Consider the following 17,844-nt stretch of genomic DNA (forward strand, 5'->3'; position numbering starts at 1 on the left):
CGACCGACCATGAATCGTCAATCCCGCATCCTCGCCCAATCCGCCCGCCGCCAGTCCCTGAAGGCCCCGCCCCTGCCCGCGCTCACCACCATGGCCATGGTGATCGGCTCGCTGGTCTCGGGCGGCGCGCATGCCAACCCCACCGGCGGCAACGTCGTGGCCGGCGGAGCGACCATCAATGACCGCGGCAACGGCACGCTGGACATCAACCAGTCGACCGGCAAGGCGATCATCAACTGGAAGGGCTTCAGCATCGGCGCCAACGAGACGGTCAATTTCCGTCAGCCGGGCAGCAACAGCGTCACGCTGAACCGCGTGGTCGGCAATGACCCCTCGGCCATCTTCGGCCGGCTCAACGCCAACGGCACCGTGGTGCTGGTCAACCCGAACGGCGTGCTGTTCGGCAAGGGCGCGCGCGTCGACGTGGGCGGCCTGATCGCCACCACCGCCAACATCAACGACAGGGACTTCCTGGCGGGCAAGTACAAGTTCGATCAGGCCTCGTCCAAGGCGAACGCCATGATCGTCAACGAAGGCACGATCAGCATCAAGGACAGCGGCCTGGCCGTGCTGGTGGCGCCCGCGGTGCGCAACTCGGGCGTCATCGAGGCCAAGCTAGGTCGCGTGGCCCTGGCCGGCGCCAAGACCGTCACGGTCGACTTCCATGGCGACGGACTGCTGAGCTTCGACGCCACGTCCACCGTCAGCGAACTGCCCAAGGACGCCGACGGCAAGCCGGTCTCGGCCCTGGTGACCAACGCCGGCGTGATCCGCGCCGACGGCGGCACCGTGCTGCTGACGGCGCGCGCCGTCAAGGGCGTGATCGACAACGTGGTCAACACCGACGGCATCATCAGCGCCAAGGCGGTGGGCACGCAGAACGGCAAGATCGTGCTGTCCGGCGGCGACGCCGGCACGGTCAATGTGGCCGGCACGGTCGAGGCCACCGGCACCGGCGCTGGCGAGCGCGGCGGCAAGGTCGTGGTGACCGGCGAACACGTCAACGTGGCGCGCGGCGCCGCGATCGACGTGTCCGGCGCCGCCGGCGGCGGCGAGATCGCGCTGGGCAGCCAGGGCGTCGCGCCCGACGACGGCTCGGCCGCGTTCAGCGGCAAGTCGTCCACCGTCAAGGTGGCGGCCGGCGCCACGCTCAAGGCCGACGCGCTGGTCAAGGGCAACGGCGGCAGCATCACGATGTGGTCCAACGACGCCACCGCGTTCGCCGGCAGCCTGTCGGCGCGCGGCGGCGCGCAAGGCGGCGATGGCGGCTTCGCCGAAGTCTCCAGCAACAAGAACATCGGCCTGACCGGCTCGGCCGACCTGCGCGCGCCCAAGGGCAAGACCGGCCTGCTGCTGATCGACCCGACCGACCTGCGCATCGTCGATTCCGCCAGCGGCAGCGGCTCGCAGGACGGCGCGGCCGGCGACGGCACCATCAACGGCGGCGACGCCAACACCGCCAACAACACCGTGTCGCGCGGCCTGCTGGAAAGCCTGGCCGGCACCACCAACATCAAGCTGGAAGCCACCGGCCAGATCACGGTCGCGGACATGGCCGCGATCAACCTGAAGACCACCAGCGGCCACAGCTTCACGATGCGCTCGACCCAGACGGGCGGCATCCGCTTCGAGAACGCGAACACCGAGATCAGCACCCAGGGCGGCTCCATCACGCTGGAAGCGCTGGGCGTGGGCAGCACGCTGGACAACATCGGCAAGCTGACCAGCCGCGGCGGCGCGATCACGCTGAACGCCACCGGCGACATCAACCTGGCCAACGTCATCGACGCCGGCAGCGGCGCGGCGCTGGTCCGCACCAGCGCCGGCTCGATCCGCAACACCGGCGGCGCCAACCAGGTCGTGGCCGGCGGCAGCGTCAAGCTGGACGCCAGCGGCGGCAACATCGGCGATCCGGCCGCGGCGGTCAACACCCGCACGGCCCAGTTGTCGCTTGCGACCGGCGGCAACCTGGCCGTGGCCAACCGCCAGACGCTGACGTCGCTGGACATCACCAGCCGCCACGCGCAACCGGGCGTCAACAACAGCTTCCAGCTGACCTCGCCCGACCTGGCTTTCGCGCTGCAGGACAACGGCAGCTACCAGCTGAGCACGGTCACGCAGCCGGGCCTGAACTTCTCGTTCACCGGCGACCGCACCATCACCGCGGGCAACATCGACCTGGGCAGCGGCGCGCTGGCGCTGACCTCGACGGCCGGCCACATCCTGGGCACGCCCACCTCGTTGCTGAAGGCGGGCTTCATCACGCTGAGCGCCGCCGGCAGCGACGGCAGGAGCGGCGCGATCGGCTCGTCTGCCCAGGGGCTGAACACCCAGACCGCCTCGCTGACCGCCACCAGCGGCACCGGCGGCGTCTACCTGAACAACACCGGTTCGGCGATCCTGAAGGCCATCGACACCACCGGCAGCCTGGTCGCCACGACCACGGGCAACCTGACCCTGGGCGATATCAAGACCGGCGCGTCCGCCGTCCTGACGTCGGCCCTGGGCAACATCGTGGACGACGGCGTCGACGCCACCACGATCGCCACGTCCTCGCTGACGCTGGCGGCGGCGAACGGCACCATCGGCACCGGCGCACGCAGCCTGAAGACCAGCGCCAGCAGCCTGTCCGCCGTCTCGAGCGGCGGCGTGTACCTGGACAGCACCAGCAGCAACCTGAACATCACCCAGGCGCAGGCCGCCAACGCCGCCATCACCATCACTGGCGCCGGCAGCGTCTCGGCCAACAACGTCAGCTCGGGCGGCGGCGCCGTCAACCTGACCGGCAACAGCATCAACGCCGGCCAGGTCAACGCGGGCAGCGGCAACGTCACGCTGACCGCGCGCGCCGGCAGCATCACCGGCACCTCGGCCTCGCTGATCACCGGCAACGTCGTCACCCTGCTGGCCCCGGCCTCCAACACCTCGTACACCGTCGGCACCGCGGGCACCTACCTGCGCACCGCCGCCGGCGAACTGCACGCCACCGGCGGCAGCATCTTCCTGAACCAGGCCCAGGGCTCGGTGCTGCTGGACGACCTGAAGGCCAACAACGGCATCTATGTGACCGGCGTCGCCAACCTGACGGCCAACCAGCTGGACGCCGGCAACGGCACGCTCTCGCTCAACGCCCAGGGCGGCAGCGTCCTGCGCGCCAATGCCAACAGCGTGCTGGCGGGCAGCAGCGTCAACCTGCAGGCCCTGCAACACCTGGGCACGGCCAGCGAACACCTCACCACCGCCACCACCAGCCTGACGCTGGGCAGCGGCGGCGACATCTTCATCGACAACCCGGGCAAGACGCTGACCTACCTGGCGATCAGCAATTCCCACGCCGACCCGGCCCGCCGCAACACGCTGCAGGTGGCCGCGCCGTTCCTGACCTTCGATATCAATGACAACCTGGGCAACGCCTACGAGCTGCGCCAGGTCTACAGCTCGCTGCTGAACCAGTTCTCTTTCACCGGCGACCAGAGCCTGAAGCTGGGCAACCTGCGCGCCGGCAGCGTCATCACGCTGACCTCGACCCTGGGCAGCATCCTGGACGACGGCATCGCCGATACGCGCGTCACCGCCAGCAACGTCAGCCTGACGGCCAACCAGGACATCGGCACCGCCGCCAACTACGTGGCGGTCAACGCGCCCAGCCTGTCGCTGGACACGCGCGGCAACCTGTATGCCACCAACATCGCCGACCTCAACTCGCTGTCGGTGACCGCCCGCCACAAGAGCGCGGACGACCACTACGTGCTGGACGTGCGCGCGCCGTCGCTGCTGTTCAACATCACCGACGACGCCAGCGGCCACACCATCCGCGAAGTGCGCGACGCCAACTCGGTGAACTTCAGTTTCACCAGCGACCGCGACATCACGGCTGGCAGCATCGACGCCGGCTACAGCGGCAGCATCACCCTGAACGCCGCCGGCGACATCCGCGACGACGGCAACAAGCAGACCCGCCTGCTGGCCAACGCGGTCAACCTGATCGCCGGCAAGGCGGTCGGCGCCAGCGGCGCGGGCTACCTGGACATCATCGCCGGCAGCCTGAGCGGCTCGGCGGGCAATGGCGGCTTCTACGTCCAGCTGCCCCACCCCACCGGTTCGTCCAACACCACCGGCACCGTCACGCTGAACAACATCACCGCCACCGACGACGTGCGCATCGACACGCGCCAGGGCGACGCGCTGCTGTCCGGCACCGTGCGCAGCTGGAACGGCGCGGTCGCCCTGAACGTGGCCAACGGCTCGCTGTTCGGCAACGGCACCGGCAACGTGTACGCGGGCGGCAATGACATCCTGCTGACCGCCGCCGGCGCCATCGGCGGCGTGTACAACGGCAGCCTGCGCTACATCGGCGTGGGCGGCAGCGGCCAGGCCAGCGTGCAGGCCACCGCCGGCACCGACGTCTACCTGAACGGCACCACCGGCAACATCAAGCTGACGCGGCTGGAGGCCGGCAGCGGCCAGATCGGCTACACCCAGGCGTCGGGCAACACCACGATCGGCAGCCTGAGCGCCGCCGGCGCGGCCACCCTGGCCAACACCGGCGGTTCGCTGCTGGACGACGGCGACGCCGCCACGCAGATCCGCGCCAGCAGCATCGCGCTGGCGGCCGGCGGCAGCATTGGCGCGACGGGCGCCGCGCTGACCCTGCAGGCCCCGGACGTCAGCCTCGCCAGCGGCGGCGGCATCGCCGTCGACAACCTGGTCGGCCTGACGCGCCTGAACATCACCCGCAACGGCACGGCCAACGCCACCTATGCGATCACCGCGCCGAACCTGACGGCGTTCACCGTGACGGATGACGCCAGCGGCATCCACCTGAAGAACATCGCCAGCGCCACCAACCTGGACTTCGGCTTCACCGCCAACAGCAAGAACCTGCTGGTCGGCAGCATCGACGCGGGCGCCAACGGCAAGGTCAGCCTGACCTCGAACCAGAACATCAGCAACGACGATCCGGCCAACAGCGGCGCCATCCGCGCCTCGACCGTGGCGCTGACGGCGGGCACCGGCGGCTCCATCGGCTCGTCGGTCACGGGCGGCGGGCTGGTCCTGAACGGCACGTCGGCGCTCAGCCTGACCGCCGGCAACCACTTCTACGTCAGCAGCGACACCGTGCTGCGCAGCCTGGCCATCAACAGCCTGAAGGCCGCCGGCAGCGCCAGCACTTTCGAGATCGGCGGCGGCGCCGGCCAGACCATCCGCATCAGCGACGACGGCACCACCCAGTACCTCGAACAGGTCACCGGCGGCCTGACCGACTTCAGCTTCAGCGGCCGCAAGAACATCCAGGCCGGCACGATCACCGCCACCAATTCGGTCAACCTGGCCACGACCGGCGGCGGCGTCAACTCCAGCATCACCAGCGATGGCGGCGCCGGCCGCATCACGGCCAACAGCGTCACGCTATCGGCCACCGGCTCGGACAGCTATACCGCCCGCGACGCCAATACCGGCGCCATCGGCGCCGGCGCCCGGGCGCTGCGCGTGACCACCAGCAACCTGGCGGTCACCAACAACGGCGACATCAACCTGAACAACGGCGGCCAGGCGCTCAGCAGCCTGAACCTGTACCTGTCGCGCCGCGACGCCGGCAGCAGCGTCAACTACGACACCAACAGCTATGCCTTCGCCGGCATGGGCGGGCAGTCGCTGTCGCTGGGTAGCGGCACCAACATGACGATCGGCGCCAACATGCAGGGCGCGGCGCTGACCATCAACACCGACACCGCGATCACCTCGAACACCATCAACGCCGGCAGCGGCTCGGTGTCGCTGACCACGCGCTACGTCAACAGCGACCTGGCCCCCAGCATCGGCGGCTCGGGCCTGATCACCGGCAACAGCGTCAGCCTGAGCGCCCTGGGCACCAACGGCAGCGTTTTTGCCAAGACCAGCACGTCCAACCTGTCGATCGCCTCCGCTGGCAATGTGAACGTGGCTAACGACAAGCAGCTCGATTCGCTGTCATTGACGGCCAATCACAGCAGTTCCAACGGCGCGGTCGTCAACACCTACGCCATCAGCGCCACCGGCATGACGGAGTTCTCGCTGAATGATTCGACCGACGTCTCGGGCCTGACACTCAGCAACATCATCAATACCGACAACCTGGCACTGTCGATCTCGTCGGACCGCGCGCTGACCGTCAACAAGGTCACCACCGCCGCCGGCGGCTCGGTCACTCTGGCCAGCAACGGCACCATCTACGGCAACGGCGCCAGCGCGCCGAATATCACCACTGGCGCGCTGACGCTCAACGCCAGCTCGGTGACGGGCACCTACGCCACCAACCAGCCGCTGTTCGTCAGTGTCGACTCACTGTCCTCGAACATCCGCGGCAGCCTGTGGGTGTCGAACAACAAGAGCCTGACGCTGCTGGACAACAGCGCCACCAGCTCGGCCCAGGTCAACGTGACCAACGGTTCGATCACGCAGGGCGCCGGCCGCTTCGTCACCCCGGCGCTGACACTGACCGCCGCGCAGTCCATCGGTGGCGCCGGCAACGCGGTGCAGACCGACACGCGCCAGCTGACTACGCAATCGGGCGGCAACCTGTACGTCAACAACGCCAGCGACCTGTTCTCGCTGAACATCACCGCCAACCACGCCAACAGCGCAGTGGACAACGTGCTGCAGGTCGCGGCCAAGGGCCTGACGTTCAATGTCACGGACGCCGGCGCCTATGCCATGACCGAGGTCAGCGACCTGACCGGCCTGAACTTCTCGTTCGGCGGTGACCGCACGCTGTACGTCGGCAACGTCGACGTCGGCCCGGCCAACACCGTGAGCCTGGACGCCTATGGCTCGGGGGCCAATATCCTGAACCTGTCGCCGACTTCGCACATCACTGGCGACGTGGTCACGCTGCGTACCAGCGGCCAGATCGGCGTCGCTTCCGGCGACGACTCGGGCTCGATCCACACCACCACCAGCGAGCTCTACCTCACCGCCGGCAGCGACGTCTACGTGGACAATGACCGCGACCTGGCCAGCCTGTCGCTGTACGCCACCGGCAGCGCGCCCGCGACCTACCAGATCCAGTCGAACGAACTGCTGTTCGACGTGGCCCACAACGGCAGCCGCCTGCAGGTCAACCAGGTGCGCGACAACACCGGCCTGAACCTGATGCTGTCGAGCAACGTCGGCCAGGACATCGGCATCATCGACACGCAGCCAACCGGCACGGTGCGCCTGTCCAGCAACAACAGCATCCTGGGCAGCGCCGACGACAGCCAGCGCATCACCGCCGCGCAGGTCAACATCACCACCCAGGGCTCGGGCGCCATCGGCGCGGTCGGCCGCGAAATCAACCTGTCGGCGCCGATCGTCAGCATCCAGAACGCCGGCGACGTCTACGTCGATTCCGACACGCACATCGATTCGCTGACGCTGTACTCCACCGGCAATGCCGCGCGCAGCTACGGCATCAATTCGCCCACCCGCGACGGCGGCAACATCGGATTCCAGGCCACCGACGGCGGCAGCGGCAGCAGCGCCGGCCTGGTGCTGAGCCAAGTGATCGACCAGGGCGGCCTGAACCTCAGCGTCACCAGCGACCGCACCATCACGGTCGGCAAGATCAATGTCGGCAACGACAACGTCACGCTGACCTCGCGCGGCGGCTCGCTGCTGGGCGACGGCGACAGCACCACCAAGATCGACGCGGCGGCCCTGACCCTGACGGCCAACAACGCCATCGGCGCGGCCGGCGCCGGCAACGCCATCGACACCCGCGTCAGCACGCTGAACGGCCGCGCCAATGGCGGCGGCGCGTACATCACGGTGGAAGGCAACACCAGCCTGCCGAGCCTGGTCTCGACGGGCGCCAGCTCGGTCAGCAACACCACCGGCGACATCGAGCTGGGCACGGTCAACACCAACGGCAACGCCTTCACCGTCAACAACACCGGCGGCTCGATCCTGAGCGGCACGATCAACAACGCCACCACCGTCAACCTGACGGCCAATGGCTCGATCGGCAACAAGAGCGCCATTCGCACCACCGCGCTGGCCAACGGCACCACCACGGTCAACCTCAGCGCCACCAAGACCGACCGCGCCGATGGCAGCATCGCGCTGACGGAAGCCTATGGCCTGCAGGTGGCCTCGGCCTCCGGCGCCGGTGATATCACCCTGAGCGCCGACACCGCCAACAACGGCCGCAACCTGACCGTGGGCACCATCACGTCCACAGACGGCGCGGTCACCCTGTCGACCGCGCGCGGCAGCATCGTCGGCGCCAACAACAGCAACCTGGTCACCGGCAAGAGCGTCAACCTGACGGCCAACTACGGCACGGGCACCTCGATCGGCGCGTCGAACTCGGCCCGCCTGCACCTGAACACCGAGAAGCTGACCATGGCCACGCCGGGCAGCATCTACGTCGACAACCTGGCCGACCTGTCCGACCTGACCATCATCCGCAACAACGCGCAGGGCTCGAACCTGGGCAGCGCGGGCATGTTGACCATCGACGCCAAGAACCTGACGTTCAGCGGCGGCGACTCCAACAACGCCACCGCGCTGACCGTGGTGCGCGACACCACCGGCCTGAACTTCACCTACCAGGCCGTGGGCGCGATCAACCTGCACGACATCGACGTCACGCAGAACGGCTCGGTAACGCTGTCGACCAACCCGTACTACTACACGGGCGGCTCCATCCAGGGCATGAACGGCTCGTCCAAGATCGTGGCGGGCGACCTGACGCTGTCCACCGGCACGGGCGACACGCCCAACACCATCGGCTCGGCCGGCCTGGCGCTGAGCACGCAGGTCAAGAACATCGCCGCCACCGCCTCGGGCGGCATCTGGCTCAAGCAGAACGGCTCGATCAACCTGGGCAACCTGCGCGCGGGCGGCGACCTGTCGGTCACCACCACCACCGGCGACATCCTGGTCGGCACGGTCAGCTACGGCACCGGCAACGCCCTGACCCTGAACGCCCAGACCGGCAGCATCCTGTACGGCGGCGGCACGCTCTCGGGCGCGGGCGCCGGCGCCATCACGCTGTCCGCGCAGAACGGCATCGGCACGCGCGACGCGGCCATCAAGATCGCCGCGCCCAACAGCCCGGTGTCGGCCACCGTCACCGGCGACGGCTCGCTCTACCTGGAGAGCAGCGGCAACCTGCTGGGCGGCCTGACGACCTCGGTCGCCAATGGCGAGACGCGCATCACCGGCAACGGCAGCCTGGCGCTGACCAGCGTCACCTCGGGCACCGACGCCACCGGCAACGACATCTCGGTCAAGACCACCTCGGGCAACATCACGGTCAAGAACGTGCAGGCCGGCGCCAACCACGGCCAGGTCACGCTCAACGCCGAGAACGGTTCGATCCTGGCCGACGCGGCCGGCGCCACCGTCAAGGCCTACGGCGTGGCGCTCAACGCCGCCAACGCCATCGGCGCCAGCAACGGCCGCATCAACGCCACCGGCCAGCGCGTCGAAGCCACCACCAGCGGCGGCATGTACCTGGCGGCGGACAACAACTCCGTCTACTCCTACCTGTCGGGCAACATCATCGACATCGCCGCCGCCGGCAATCTGCAGATCGCCAACGCGATCTCGTCCAATGGCGCGATCAAGATCACCGGCAACGGCGCCAACAGCCAGTTGGTGGCCGGCAACATCGACGCCGGCGCCGGCAGCGTCAACATCGACTTCAGCAAGACGGGCAGCACCATCGTCGACGACCGCGAGGACTCCACGCGCATCATCGGCAACAACGTTGTGCTCAAGGCCGGCGCGGGCATCGGCGGCGCCGCCGGCTCGCCCGACAACCTGCAGACGACCGCCGCCAACATCACCGCCGAAGTCACCGGCGCGGGCTCGATCTACCTGAACGACAACCGCGCGGCCGGCACCACGCTGGCGTCGGTCATCACCCAGAACGGCGCGATCGGCATCACCACCGCCGGCTCCACCCTGGTCACCAGCGCCATCAGCCGCAACGGCTCGGCCAGCAACAACATCTCGATCGCCACCACCAGCGGCGACCTGTCGGTGAACACGATCGACGCCTCGGCGGGCGGCGACATCAGCCTGAATGCGGCCGGCTCCATCCTGGGCGCGGTGGCCAACAACCTGGTCCTGGGCAACACGCTGACAGCCGTCGCCGGCGGCAGCATCGGCTCGGCCGCCTACCCGGGCAATGGCTCGGGCGGCATCGCGCTGCGCACCAACCTCGGCGCCCTGGGCAACCTGTCGACCGCCGCCGACGGCGCGGTCATCGTGGTCAACAACATCGGCACGCGGGCCCTCAGCGCCAACAGCGGCAACATCCAGCAGAGCGGCGCCATCAGCTCGGTCTACCTGACCACGGCCGGCGACCTGGACGCCAGCGGCGGCATGTCGAACACCGCCGCCAACCTGCTGCTGTCCTCGGGCGGCAAGCTGACGCTGGCCGGCGCCGGCGTGCAGGCCAACGGCACCATCACGCTCAAGGGCACGCAGGACGTGGTGGCGGCCGGCGCCACGCCGCGCACGATCAACGTCAAGGGCACCACGCTGAATTTCAGCAGCGGCGCCGCGGGCGGCAACACCACGCTGGTGACCGAGGCCCGCACCATCGGGGCCAGCCTGACCGGCACCAGCACGCCGGCCAACCTGACGCTGACCAACACCGGCGCGCTCGACGCGTCGCTGAGCGCGGCCAACGGCGACATCAGCGCCACGGCCACCGGCTCGCTGAACGCCTCGGCCACCGCCGCCGGCAGCAACCGCACCATCGCGCTGACCTCGCAGCACGGCGATGTCGAGATCGGCATCGTCAACGCCGGCGCCGCCAGCGGCACCGTGATCCTGAGCGCCGCCGAGGGCTCGCTGCTGGGGCTGGGCAACACCCTCACCGCCAACAGCCTGGACCTGACCAGCAAGACCGGCATCGGCACCCAGGCCGACCACTTCACCACGTCGGCCCGCAATCTCAAGGCCAACGTCCTGGGCAGCGGCGACATCTATGTGGACGCCTCCGGTCCGTTGACGCTGGGCCGCGTCGCGACGGCCGACGGCAACATCGGCATCGCCTCCGCCGGCAACCTGGCGAGCACGGTCGGCCTGTCGGCCGGCAACGGCGGCGACGTCGCGCTGGCCTCCAGCGCAGGCAACGTCACCGTCAGCCACGATATCGCCAGCGCCGACGCGCATGACCTGTCCGTGAGCGGCGCAGCCATCGCCATGGCCGCCGCCAGCACCAGCGGCAGCCAGGCCTACACCGGCAACGTCACCCTCAACGGCGACCTGACCGGCAGCGCCATCGACATCACCGGCAACGCCACGCTGGCCGGCGGCAAGCGCACCCTGACGGCCAACGGCGCCAACGGCGGCGTCGCCCTCTCGGGCGCGCTGAACGGCGGCGCGCAGCAGGCCGTGATCGTGGCCAGCGACGGCGACGTCACGCTGGGCGGCAATGCCTCCAACCTGGCCAGCCTGACCATCACCGGCAACAACATCGACCTGCGCCAGGTCGCCACCACCGGCGCCCAGCAGTACAACGGCGCCACCACGCTGCGCGGCGCGTACACCACCGCCAACGGCGCCTTCGGCGTCGACGGCGCCACCACGCTGGCCAGCACCGTGAGCGTGACCACCGGCAGCGGCGCGGTCGCCTTCACGGGCGCCATGTCGGGCGCCAACGCGCTGACCGTCACCAGCATCGGCACCACCACCTACGGCGGCGCGGTCGACATCGCCTCGCTGAACCAGGCGGGCTCCGGCGGCACGGCCATCAACGGCGGCAGTGTCACCACCAGCGGCACGCAGACCTACGTCGGCCACGTGACGCTGGGCGAGGATGCGGTGCTGACCGGCGCCACCGTCACCCTGGCCAACGGCGCCGACGGCGCCCATGCGCTGGAAATCGACGGCACGGCCCTGCTGACCGGCGCCATCGGCGCCACCACCAAGCTGGCCAGCCTGACCGTGGACGGCGCCGCCACGCTCAATGCGGGCAGCATCGCCACCACCGGCAACCAGCGCTACAAGGGCGCCGTGACGCTGAGCGGCGATCACACGCTGAGCGCCACCACCGGCGGCGTGGCCTTCGACGGCGCGCTGGACGGCGCGCATGACCTGCACGTCGTGTCCACGGCCGGCGGCGACGTCAGCTTCGACGCGGTCGGCGGCGCCACGCAACGCCTGGGCAGCCTGACGGTCGACACGGCCGGCACGACCGCCTTCAATGGCTCGGTCTACGCGGCATCGGTGCAGACCGATGACCCGGGCGCCGTGACCATCACGGGCGAGCGCGTCGACACCACCGGCGTCATGCGATTCGGCGAGCTGGTCACGCTGGGCGGCAACGTCACGCTCAAGGGCGCCAGCGTCACCCTGGCCGGCGGCGCGAACTCGACCGACGAGGGCCAGGGCCTGACCATCGAAGGTCCGGCCACGATCAACGGCCCGGTGGGCGCCGGCGCCAATGGCCGCCTGGCCTATCTGACCGTCGACGGCGACGCGACGCTCGGCGGCGGCCCGCTCAAGACGGTGGGCGAACAGTCCTACCTGGGCAAGGTCGAACTGTCCGGCAATGCGCAACTGAGCACCGCCGACGCCAAGGTGACCTTCAACGATACGGTCACCAGCGGCAACGGCAGCGGCCTGACGGTCAGCAGCGGCAGCGGCGACGTGCGCTTTGCCGAACAGGTCGGCGACGCCGCCACCGGCCGCCTGGGCGCCCTGGCCGTCAACAGCAACGGCGCCACCACCTTCGAGAAGGCCGTGTACGCCGCGTCGGTCAACACCGACGCGGGCGGCACCTTGGCCATCAACGGCGGCCTGATCGACACCACCGGCACGCAGTCCTATGGCGAACGCGCCGTGTTCAGCACCGACACCGTGCTCAAGGGCAGCACCGTCAGCCTGCTGGGCGGCGGCGACGGCAAGCACGACCTGACCATCGATGGCGACGCCGTGCTCAAGGGGCCGCTGGGCGCCAATGATCCGCTGGCCAGCCTGACGGTCAAGGGCAACGCCACGCTGGGCGCGGGCAGCATCGTCACCGACGGCGAGCAGTCGTACCAAGGCAATGTGACCGTGGGCGGCAACGTCTCGGTGACCAGCCGCCAGGGCGACATCGGCTTCGACCGCGCGGTCGATGGCGGCCACGGCCTGACGGTCGTGGCCAATCAAGGCGAAGTGACCTTCTCCGGCCCGGTCGGCCAGGGCTCGCGCCTGGGCGACCTGAAGGTCAGCGCCGCCGGCGACATCGTGCTGGACGGCCCGGTGCGCGCCGCCTCGGTGCAGACCGGCGGCAACGGCGACGTGCTGATCAACGGCGGCTCGGTGGACACCACCGGTTCGCAGCAATACGGCCAGCACGTCATCCTGAGCGGCGTGGACACCATCCTGACCGGCGCCGACGTGCAGCTCAAGGCCGGCGTCGACGGCACCCAGCCGGGCCAGCAAGGCCTGGTCATCGTCGGCAACGCCGACATCCAGGGCGACGTGGGCGCCACCACGCCGTTGCGCGGCCTGGCCGTCTCCGGCGCCACGACCATGGGTCCGGGCAAGACGCACACCACCGGCGACCAGGTCTACAACGGCGCGGTGACCCTGGCTGGCAACCGCGACCTGGCCAGCGACACCGGCTCGGTGATCCTGGGCAGCAAGCTGGATGGCGGCAACGGCAACAACCTGAACGTCAACGCCGGCAAGAATATCCAGGTCGCGGGCGACGCCACCGGCCTGGGTTCGCTGACCCTGCGCGCCGTCGACACCATCGTGTTCAACGGCGATGTCAGCGCCTACCGCGTGCAGCAGCTGGAAGCCAAGTCCGCCAGCTACAACGGCGCGGTGCGCGCCTCCGGCCCGGACGGCATCGACATCGCGGGCGACACGCTGTCGTTCGGCAAGAACGTCACCGCCGACACGGGTTCGATCCGCATCGCCAATACCAGCCCGACCGGCACCACGTCCTTTGGCGCGGGCAGCACCGTGAGGGCCGCCACCGGCTTCACCCAGACCGGCGGCGCCGGGCTGACGCTGCCGGCGCAATTGCTGGTGACGCAGGGCCCCATCAACCTGGGCGCGCCGGCGAAGCTGCAAGGCGGCAACGCGGTCATCCAGACCAACGGCGACATCACCGCCATCGGCCTGAGCGGCCCGCAGACCTCGCTGACGCTGGCCTCCGGCGTGGGCGCGCTGCGCATCGGCCTGAACGACGCGGATCCGAGCCACAAGCTGGACGTGGCCGGGCTGACCGTGCCGAACGCCGGCTCGGCCGACATGTGGGGCGCGATCGGCGGCAAGACCGGCTCCATGGCCGCCACCATGGTCCGCAGTTCGCTGGTCGGCGCGCCGTACTACATGAACGGCGCCACCTGGGGCCCGACGGACGTGATCGACCGCCTGGCCGCCGTGACGGCGCCGCGCACGGTGATCCCCACCACGCCCACCGCCAACCCGCTGTTCCAGGGCACGGTTCCGTCCAAGGGCTTCGGCCCCGACGCCCTGGGCGCGTACACCGATCCGCAGGTGTTGACCGTGGCCTCCGCGTTTACCTGGCAGCTGCCTTCCGGCGACAATGCGCTCCTGAGCGTGCCGGCCGGCAACAACCCGGTGCTGCAGACGCCCGGCGCCAATCCGCAGCGCCCCGCCGCCGAAGGCGTGCCGTCATCCGATGATGCGCGCCGCGACACCGACACTCCCTCACGTACTCTCTGATCCAACACCATGACCACGCAGACTTCGCTTCCCCTGTTCTACGAACAACCCCGTCCGCTCGCCGCCGGCGTGCACGCCAACCTGTCGCTGGCCGGCAATACCGGCTTCGCCTACGCCGCCAAGACCAACGCGGTGCCGCTGGTGGCCACCGAGCTGCCGACCGCGTGCCGCCACTTCCCCATCGTCTTCACCGATGGCGAGCAGCCCACGCCGGTCGCCGTGCTGGGCGTGCGCGGCCAGGAAAACCTGTTCGTCGACGCGCAGGGCCAATGGCGCCCCGGCACCTACATCCCGGCCTACGTGCGCCGCTATCCCTTCATCTTCATGGAGAACGAAGACCGCAGCCAGTACACGCTGTGTATCGACGAGAAGGCCGCCGCGGTGGTCGAGGGCCGTGACAACCCGTTCTTCGACGAGGCCGGCGAGCCGACCGCGCTGGCCCGCAGCGCCCTGGAATTCTGCCGCGACTACCAGAACCAGCACGCCTACACGCTGGAATTCGCGCGCGCCCTGGCCGACGCCGACCTGCTGGTCGAAAACCGCGCCGACATCACCCTGGCCGACGGCCAGCGCCTGGCCATGTCCGGCTTCAAGGTGATCGACGAAGCCAGGTTCAACAAGCTGCCGGAAGCGGAATTCCTGCGCTGGCGCGCCAATGGCTGGCTGCCGCTGGTCTATTGCCACCTGCTGTCGATCAACACCTGGCCCAGCCTGATCGATCAGGTGCAGCCGGTGGTCGCGGCCGAGGAAGCCGCCGAGGCGTGATCTTCCGGAACGCCCGCGGGCCGGCGCACGCGCCAACCCGCGCCCCCACGGCCCCGCCGGCCTCGCCGGTCGGGGCCGTGTGCATTACTGGCCTTGCCCGGCCGCGCGCGCCAGGAATTCCAGCACCGCGCGATAGGACCCCTCGTTGCCGGCCGCGTTGGCCGGCGGCGTGCCGCCCGCGTCCAGCAACAGGCCCGACATGGCGTGCGGCTTGCTGATCAGCGTGGCCGGCAGGCACGGATAGTGCACGTGATGCCCCGCCCCCTTGCACACATAATGCGACGTGGGCAGCCCGTGCGCCTCGCGCTGGCGCATGACGATCTCGGAATATGCGGTGCTGGGCCAGAAGCCGTCATCCGACGCGCTCACCAGCAGGACCGGGCCCGGATAGCATTCAACCGGAATGCGGGCGCGCTCGAACGCCGCGGCATCGCGGCTGGCGCTCAGGAACGCATGGGTCTGCCGGTACGGCGGGTCCGAGGCGTAGGCCGCCTCCCAATCGGCGCTGGCGTTGTCCTGCCACAGGTGCGGCAAGGGCTCGCCGCCCTTGCGCCAGACCTGCGCATTGCGTCCGGTGCCCGGCTCGCCCGCGCTGACCACGCCGTGCGTCACGGGCGACGGCACGTAGGCCACCACCGCGCTCACCAGGTCGGGATAGTGCGACGCCACCAGCAATGAGGTCTCGCCGCCGCGGCTGATGCCCGACAGCGCCACGAAGCCGTCGCGCGGCTTGAGTTCGGCGCGGGCCCAGCGCAGCGCCTGCTCGAAATACTCCAGCGGCATGTCGTTCAGGTACTTGGGCCGGCCGTCGTAGTTGAAAATGGCCAGCGCCAGGCACTGGTAGCCGCGGGCCGCGAACAGCGCCGCCCGCGGCGCGTTGACGCCGCCGGACGAGCCGTTCATGTAGATCACGAGCGGATGCGGGCCGGGGCCGGCGGGCGTGTAGAGTTCGCCCGACAGCGTCATGCCGCCGACCTGTTCGCGCACGGCGCGGTGCGTGACGCCCTCGGCCACGAAGGTCTGTACCAGCCGCGCGGTGGCCTCATGCCGGCCGTCGGTGGCGTGCAGGTCGATCGCCAGCGGCTCGGTGCGATCGGGCGGAAACACCACCCGGTCCATCTCCTCGCAGGTCATCGACCACACCAGTCCCATGGCGGACGGCTCGGCATAGCTGCCGGACACGGGGCAGTCGCGCGCCAGGTCCAGGCTGCCGTCGTGGCCGGCCATGAACACCGCCTGCGAACGCCACGGCACGCCGCTCATCCGCATGCGGGCCGTGACGGTGACGAAGGCGTAGGCGGGAAAGCCGTCGATGCGGATCTGGCGCGGCACGTCGATCAGCGCCGTTTCGGGACTGACGGTGATGCGGGCTTGCTCGGTCATGGCGCTTCCTCAGCCTTTCAGGTCGGTCTTGGGCACGTTGTTGGCGCGGATCACGCCGGCCCACATGGCGGATTCCTCGGCGATGACGCGGTCCAGGTCGGCCGACGAGGTGAACTCCACGGTCACGCCCTGCTCGGCGAACTGCTTGACCAGGCTGGGATCGCGCGTGCCTTCGCGCACCGCATGCTCCAGCGTCCTGACCACCTCCGCCGGCATCGCCGCCGGCCCCGAGATCATCATGCGGGTATAGAGTTCAAAGCCGTCGACGCCGGCCTCCTTCATGGTCGGCACGTCCGGCAGGCTCGACAGGCGCTGGTCGGCCGTCACCGCCAGCACCTGCAGCTTGCCCGACTGGATGTTAGGCAGCGCCGAGGTCGGGAAATCGAAGGTGCTCTGCACCGTGCCCGCCATCAGGTCCAGCAGCGCCGGGCCGCTGCCCTTGTAGGGCACGTCCTGGAACTGGGTGCCGGTCTTGGACTGGAAATGCAGCAGCGCCAGGTGGTTGATGACGCCGCGCCCGGCATGGGCGCAAGTGATGTCGCCCGGCTTCTTCTTGGCCAGCGCGATGAATTCCTGCACGTTCTTGACGCCCAGCGCCGGATGCACGATCAGCAGCATCGGCGACTTGCCCATCGAACCCAGCTGCTTGAAGTCCGACTGCTGGTACGGCAGGTTGTTGTAGAGCAAGGGGTTCAGGATCATGCCGTTGGTGCCGGCAAAGCCCAGCGTGTAGCCGTCGGGTTCGGCCCGCGCCACCGCCACCGTGGCGATGATGGCCTGGCCGCCCGGCCGGTTCTCGACCACCACGCTGCCCTTCAGGACCTTGCCCATGCGTTCGGCCAGCGCGCGCGCGGCGATGTCGGTCAGGCCGCCGGGCGCGAAGCCGACCAGCAGGCGCACGGGGCGGGTGGGGAAATTGGCCTGGGCCTGGGCATGCGCCAGGCGAGGCATCAACGGCAGCGCGGCAAGCGCGCCCAGGGCGTGGCGGCGGGTGAACGGCATAAGGCTCTCTCCAGACAGGCGCGC

General features: G+C 69.6%; 4 protein-coding genes. 2 read left to right on the forward strand and 2 right to left on the reverse strand.

Translation table 11 applies throughout. The features are described from left to right. Nucleotides 1-9 precede the first annotated feature (9 nt). On the forward strand, nt 10-14,670 hold the full coding sequence (locus ACUTAG_RS01480; protein ID WP_058664731.1) for a filamentous hemagglutinin N-terminal domain-containing protein: 14,661 nt from the start codon (nt 10-12) through the stop codon (nt 14,668-14,670). Nucleotides 14,671-14,679: 9 nt separating this feature from the next. Then, nucleotides 14,680-15,435 (forward strand): SapC family protein, encoded by a 756-nt coding sequence (locus tag ACUTAG_RS01485; RefSeq protein ID WP_006386319.1) that lies wholly within the window; start codon nt 14,680-14,682, stop codon nt 15,433-15,435. An 84-nt stretch (nt 15,436-15,519) separates the two neighbouring features. On the opposite strand, the gene ACUTAG_RS01490 is transcribed toward ACUTAG_RS01485, so the two are convergent. Together ACUTAG_RS01490 and ACUTAG_RS01495 are read right to left on the reverse strand one after the other, a co-directional pair. Beyond that, complete coding sequence (locus tag ACUTAG_RS01490; RefSeq protein WP_054506264.1) at nt 15,520-16,818, reverse strand: alpha/beta fold hydrolase; 1,299 nt, start codon at nt 16,816-16,818, stop codon at nt 15,520-15,522. A 9-nt stretch (nt 16,819-16,827) separates the two neighbouring features. Next, entirely contained in the window at nt 16,828-17,820 is a 993-nt protein-coding gene (locus ACUTAG_RS01495) for a Bug family tripartite tricarboxylate transporter substrate binding protein (RefSeq protein WP_006386317.1), read from the reverse strand. Nucleotides 17,821-17,844 lie beyond the last annotated feature (24 nt).

This window comes from Achromobacter sp. CSND-B12, from assembly GCF_052906545.1.

Excerpts from the sequence above, each read along its gene's own strand:
- ACUTAG_RS01480 (WP_058664731.1), top strand. The coding sequence starts at position 10 with ATGAATCGTCAATCCCGCATCCTCGCCCAATCCGCCCGCCGCCAGTCC.
- ACUTAG_RS01485 (WP_006386319.1), top strand. The coding sequence starts at position 14,680 with ATGACCACGCAGACTTCGCTTCCCCTGTTCTACGAACAACCCCGTCCG.
- ACUTAG_RS01490 (WP_054506264.1), bottom strand. The coding sequence starts at position 16,818 with ATGACCGAGCAAGCCCGCATCACCGTCAGTCCCGAAACGGCGCTGATC.
- ACUTAG_RS01495 (WP_006386317.1), bottom strand. The coding sequence starts at position 17,820 with ATGCCGTTCACCCGCCGCCACGCCCTGGGCGCGCTTGCCGCGCTGCCG.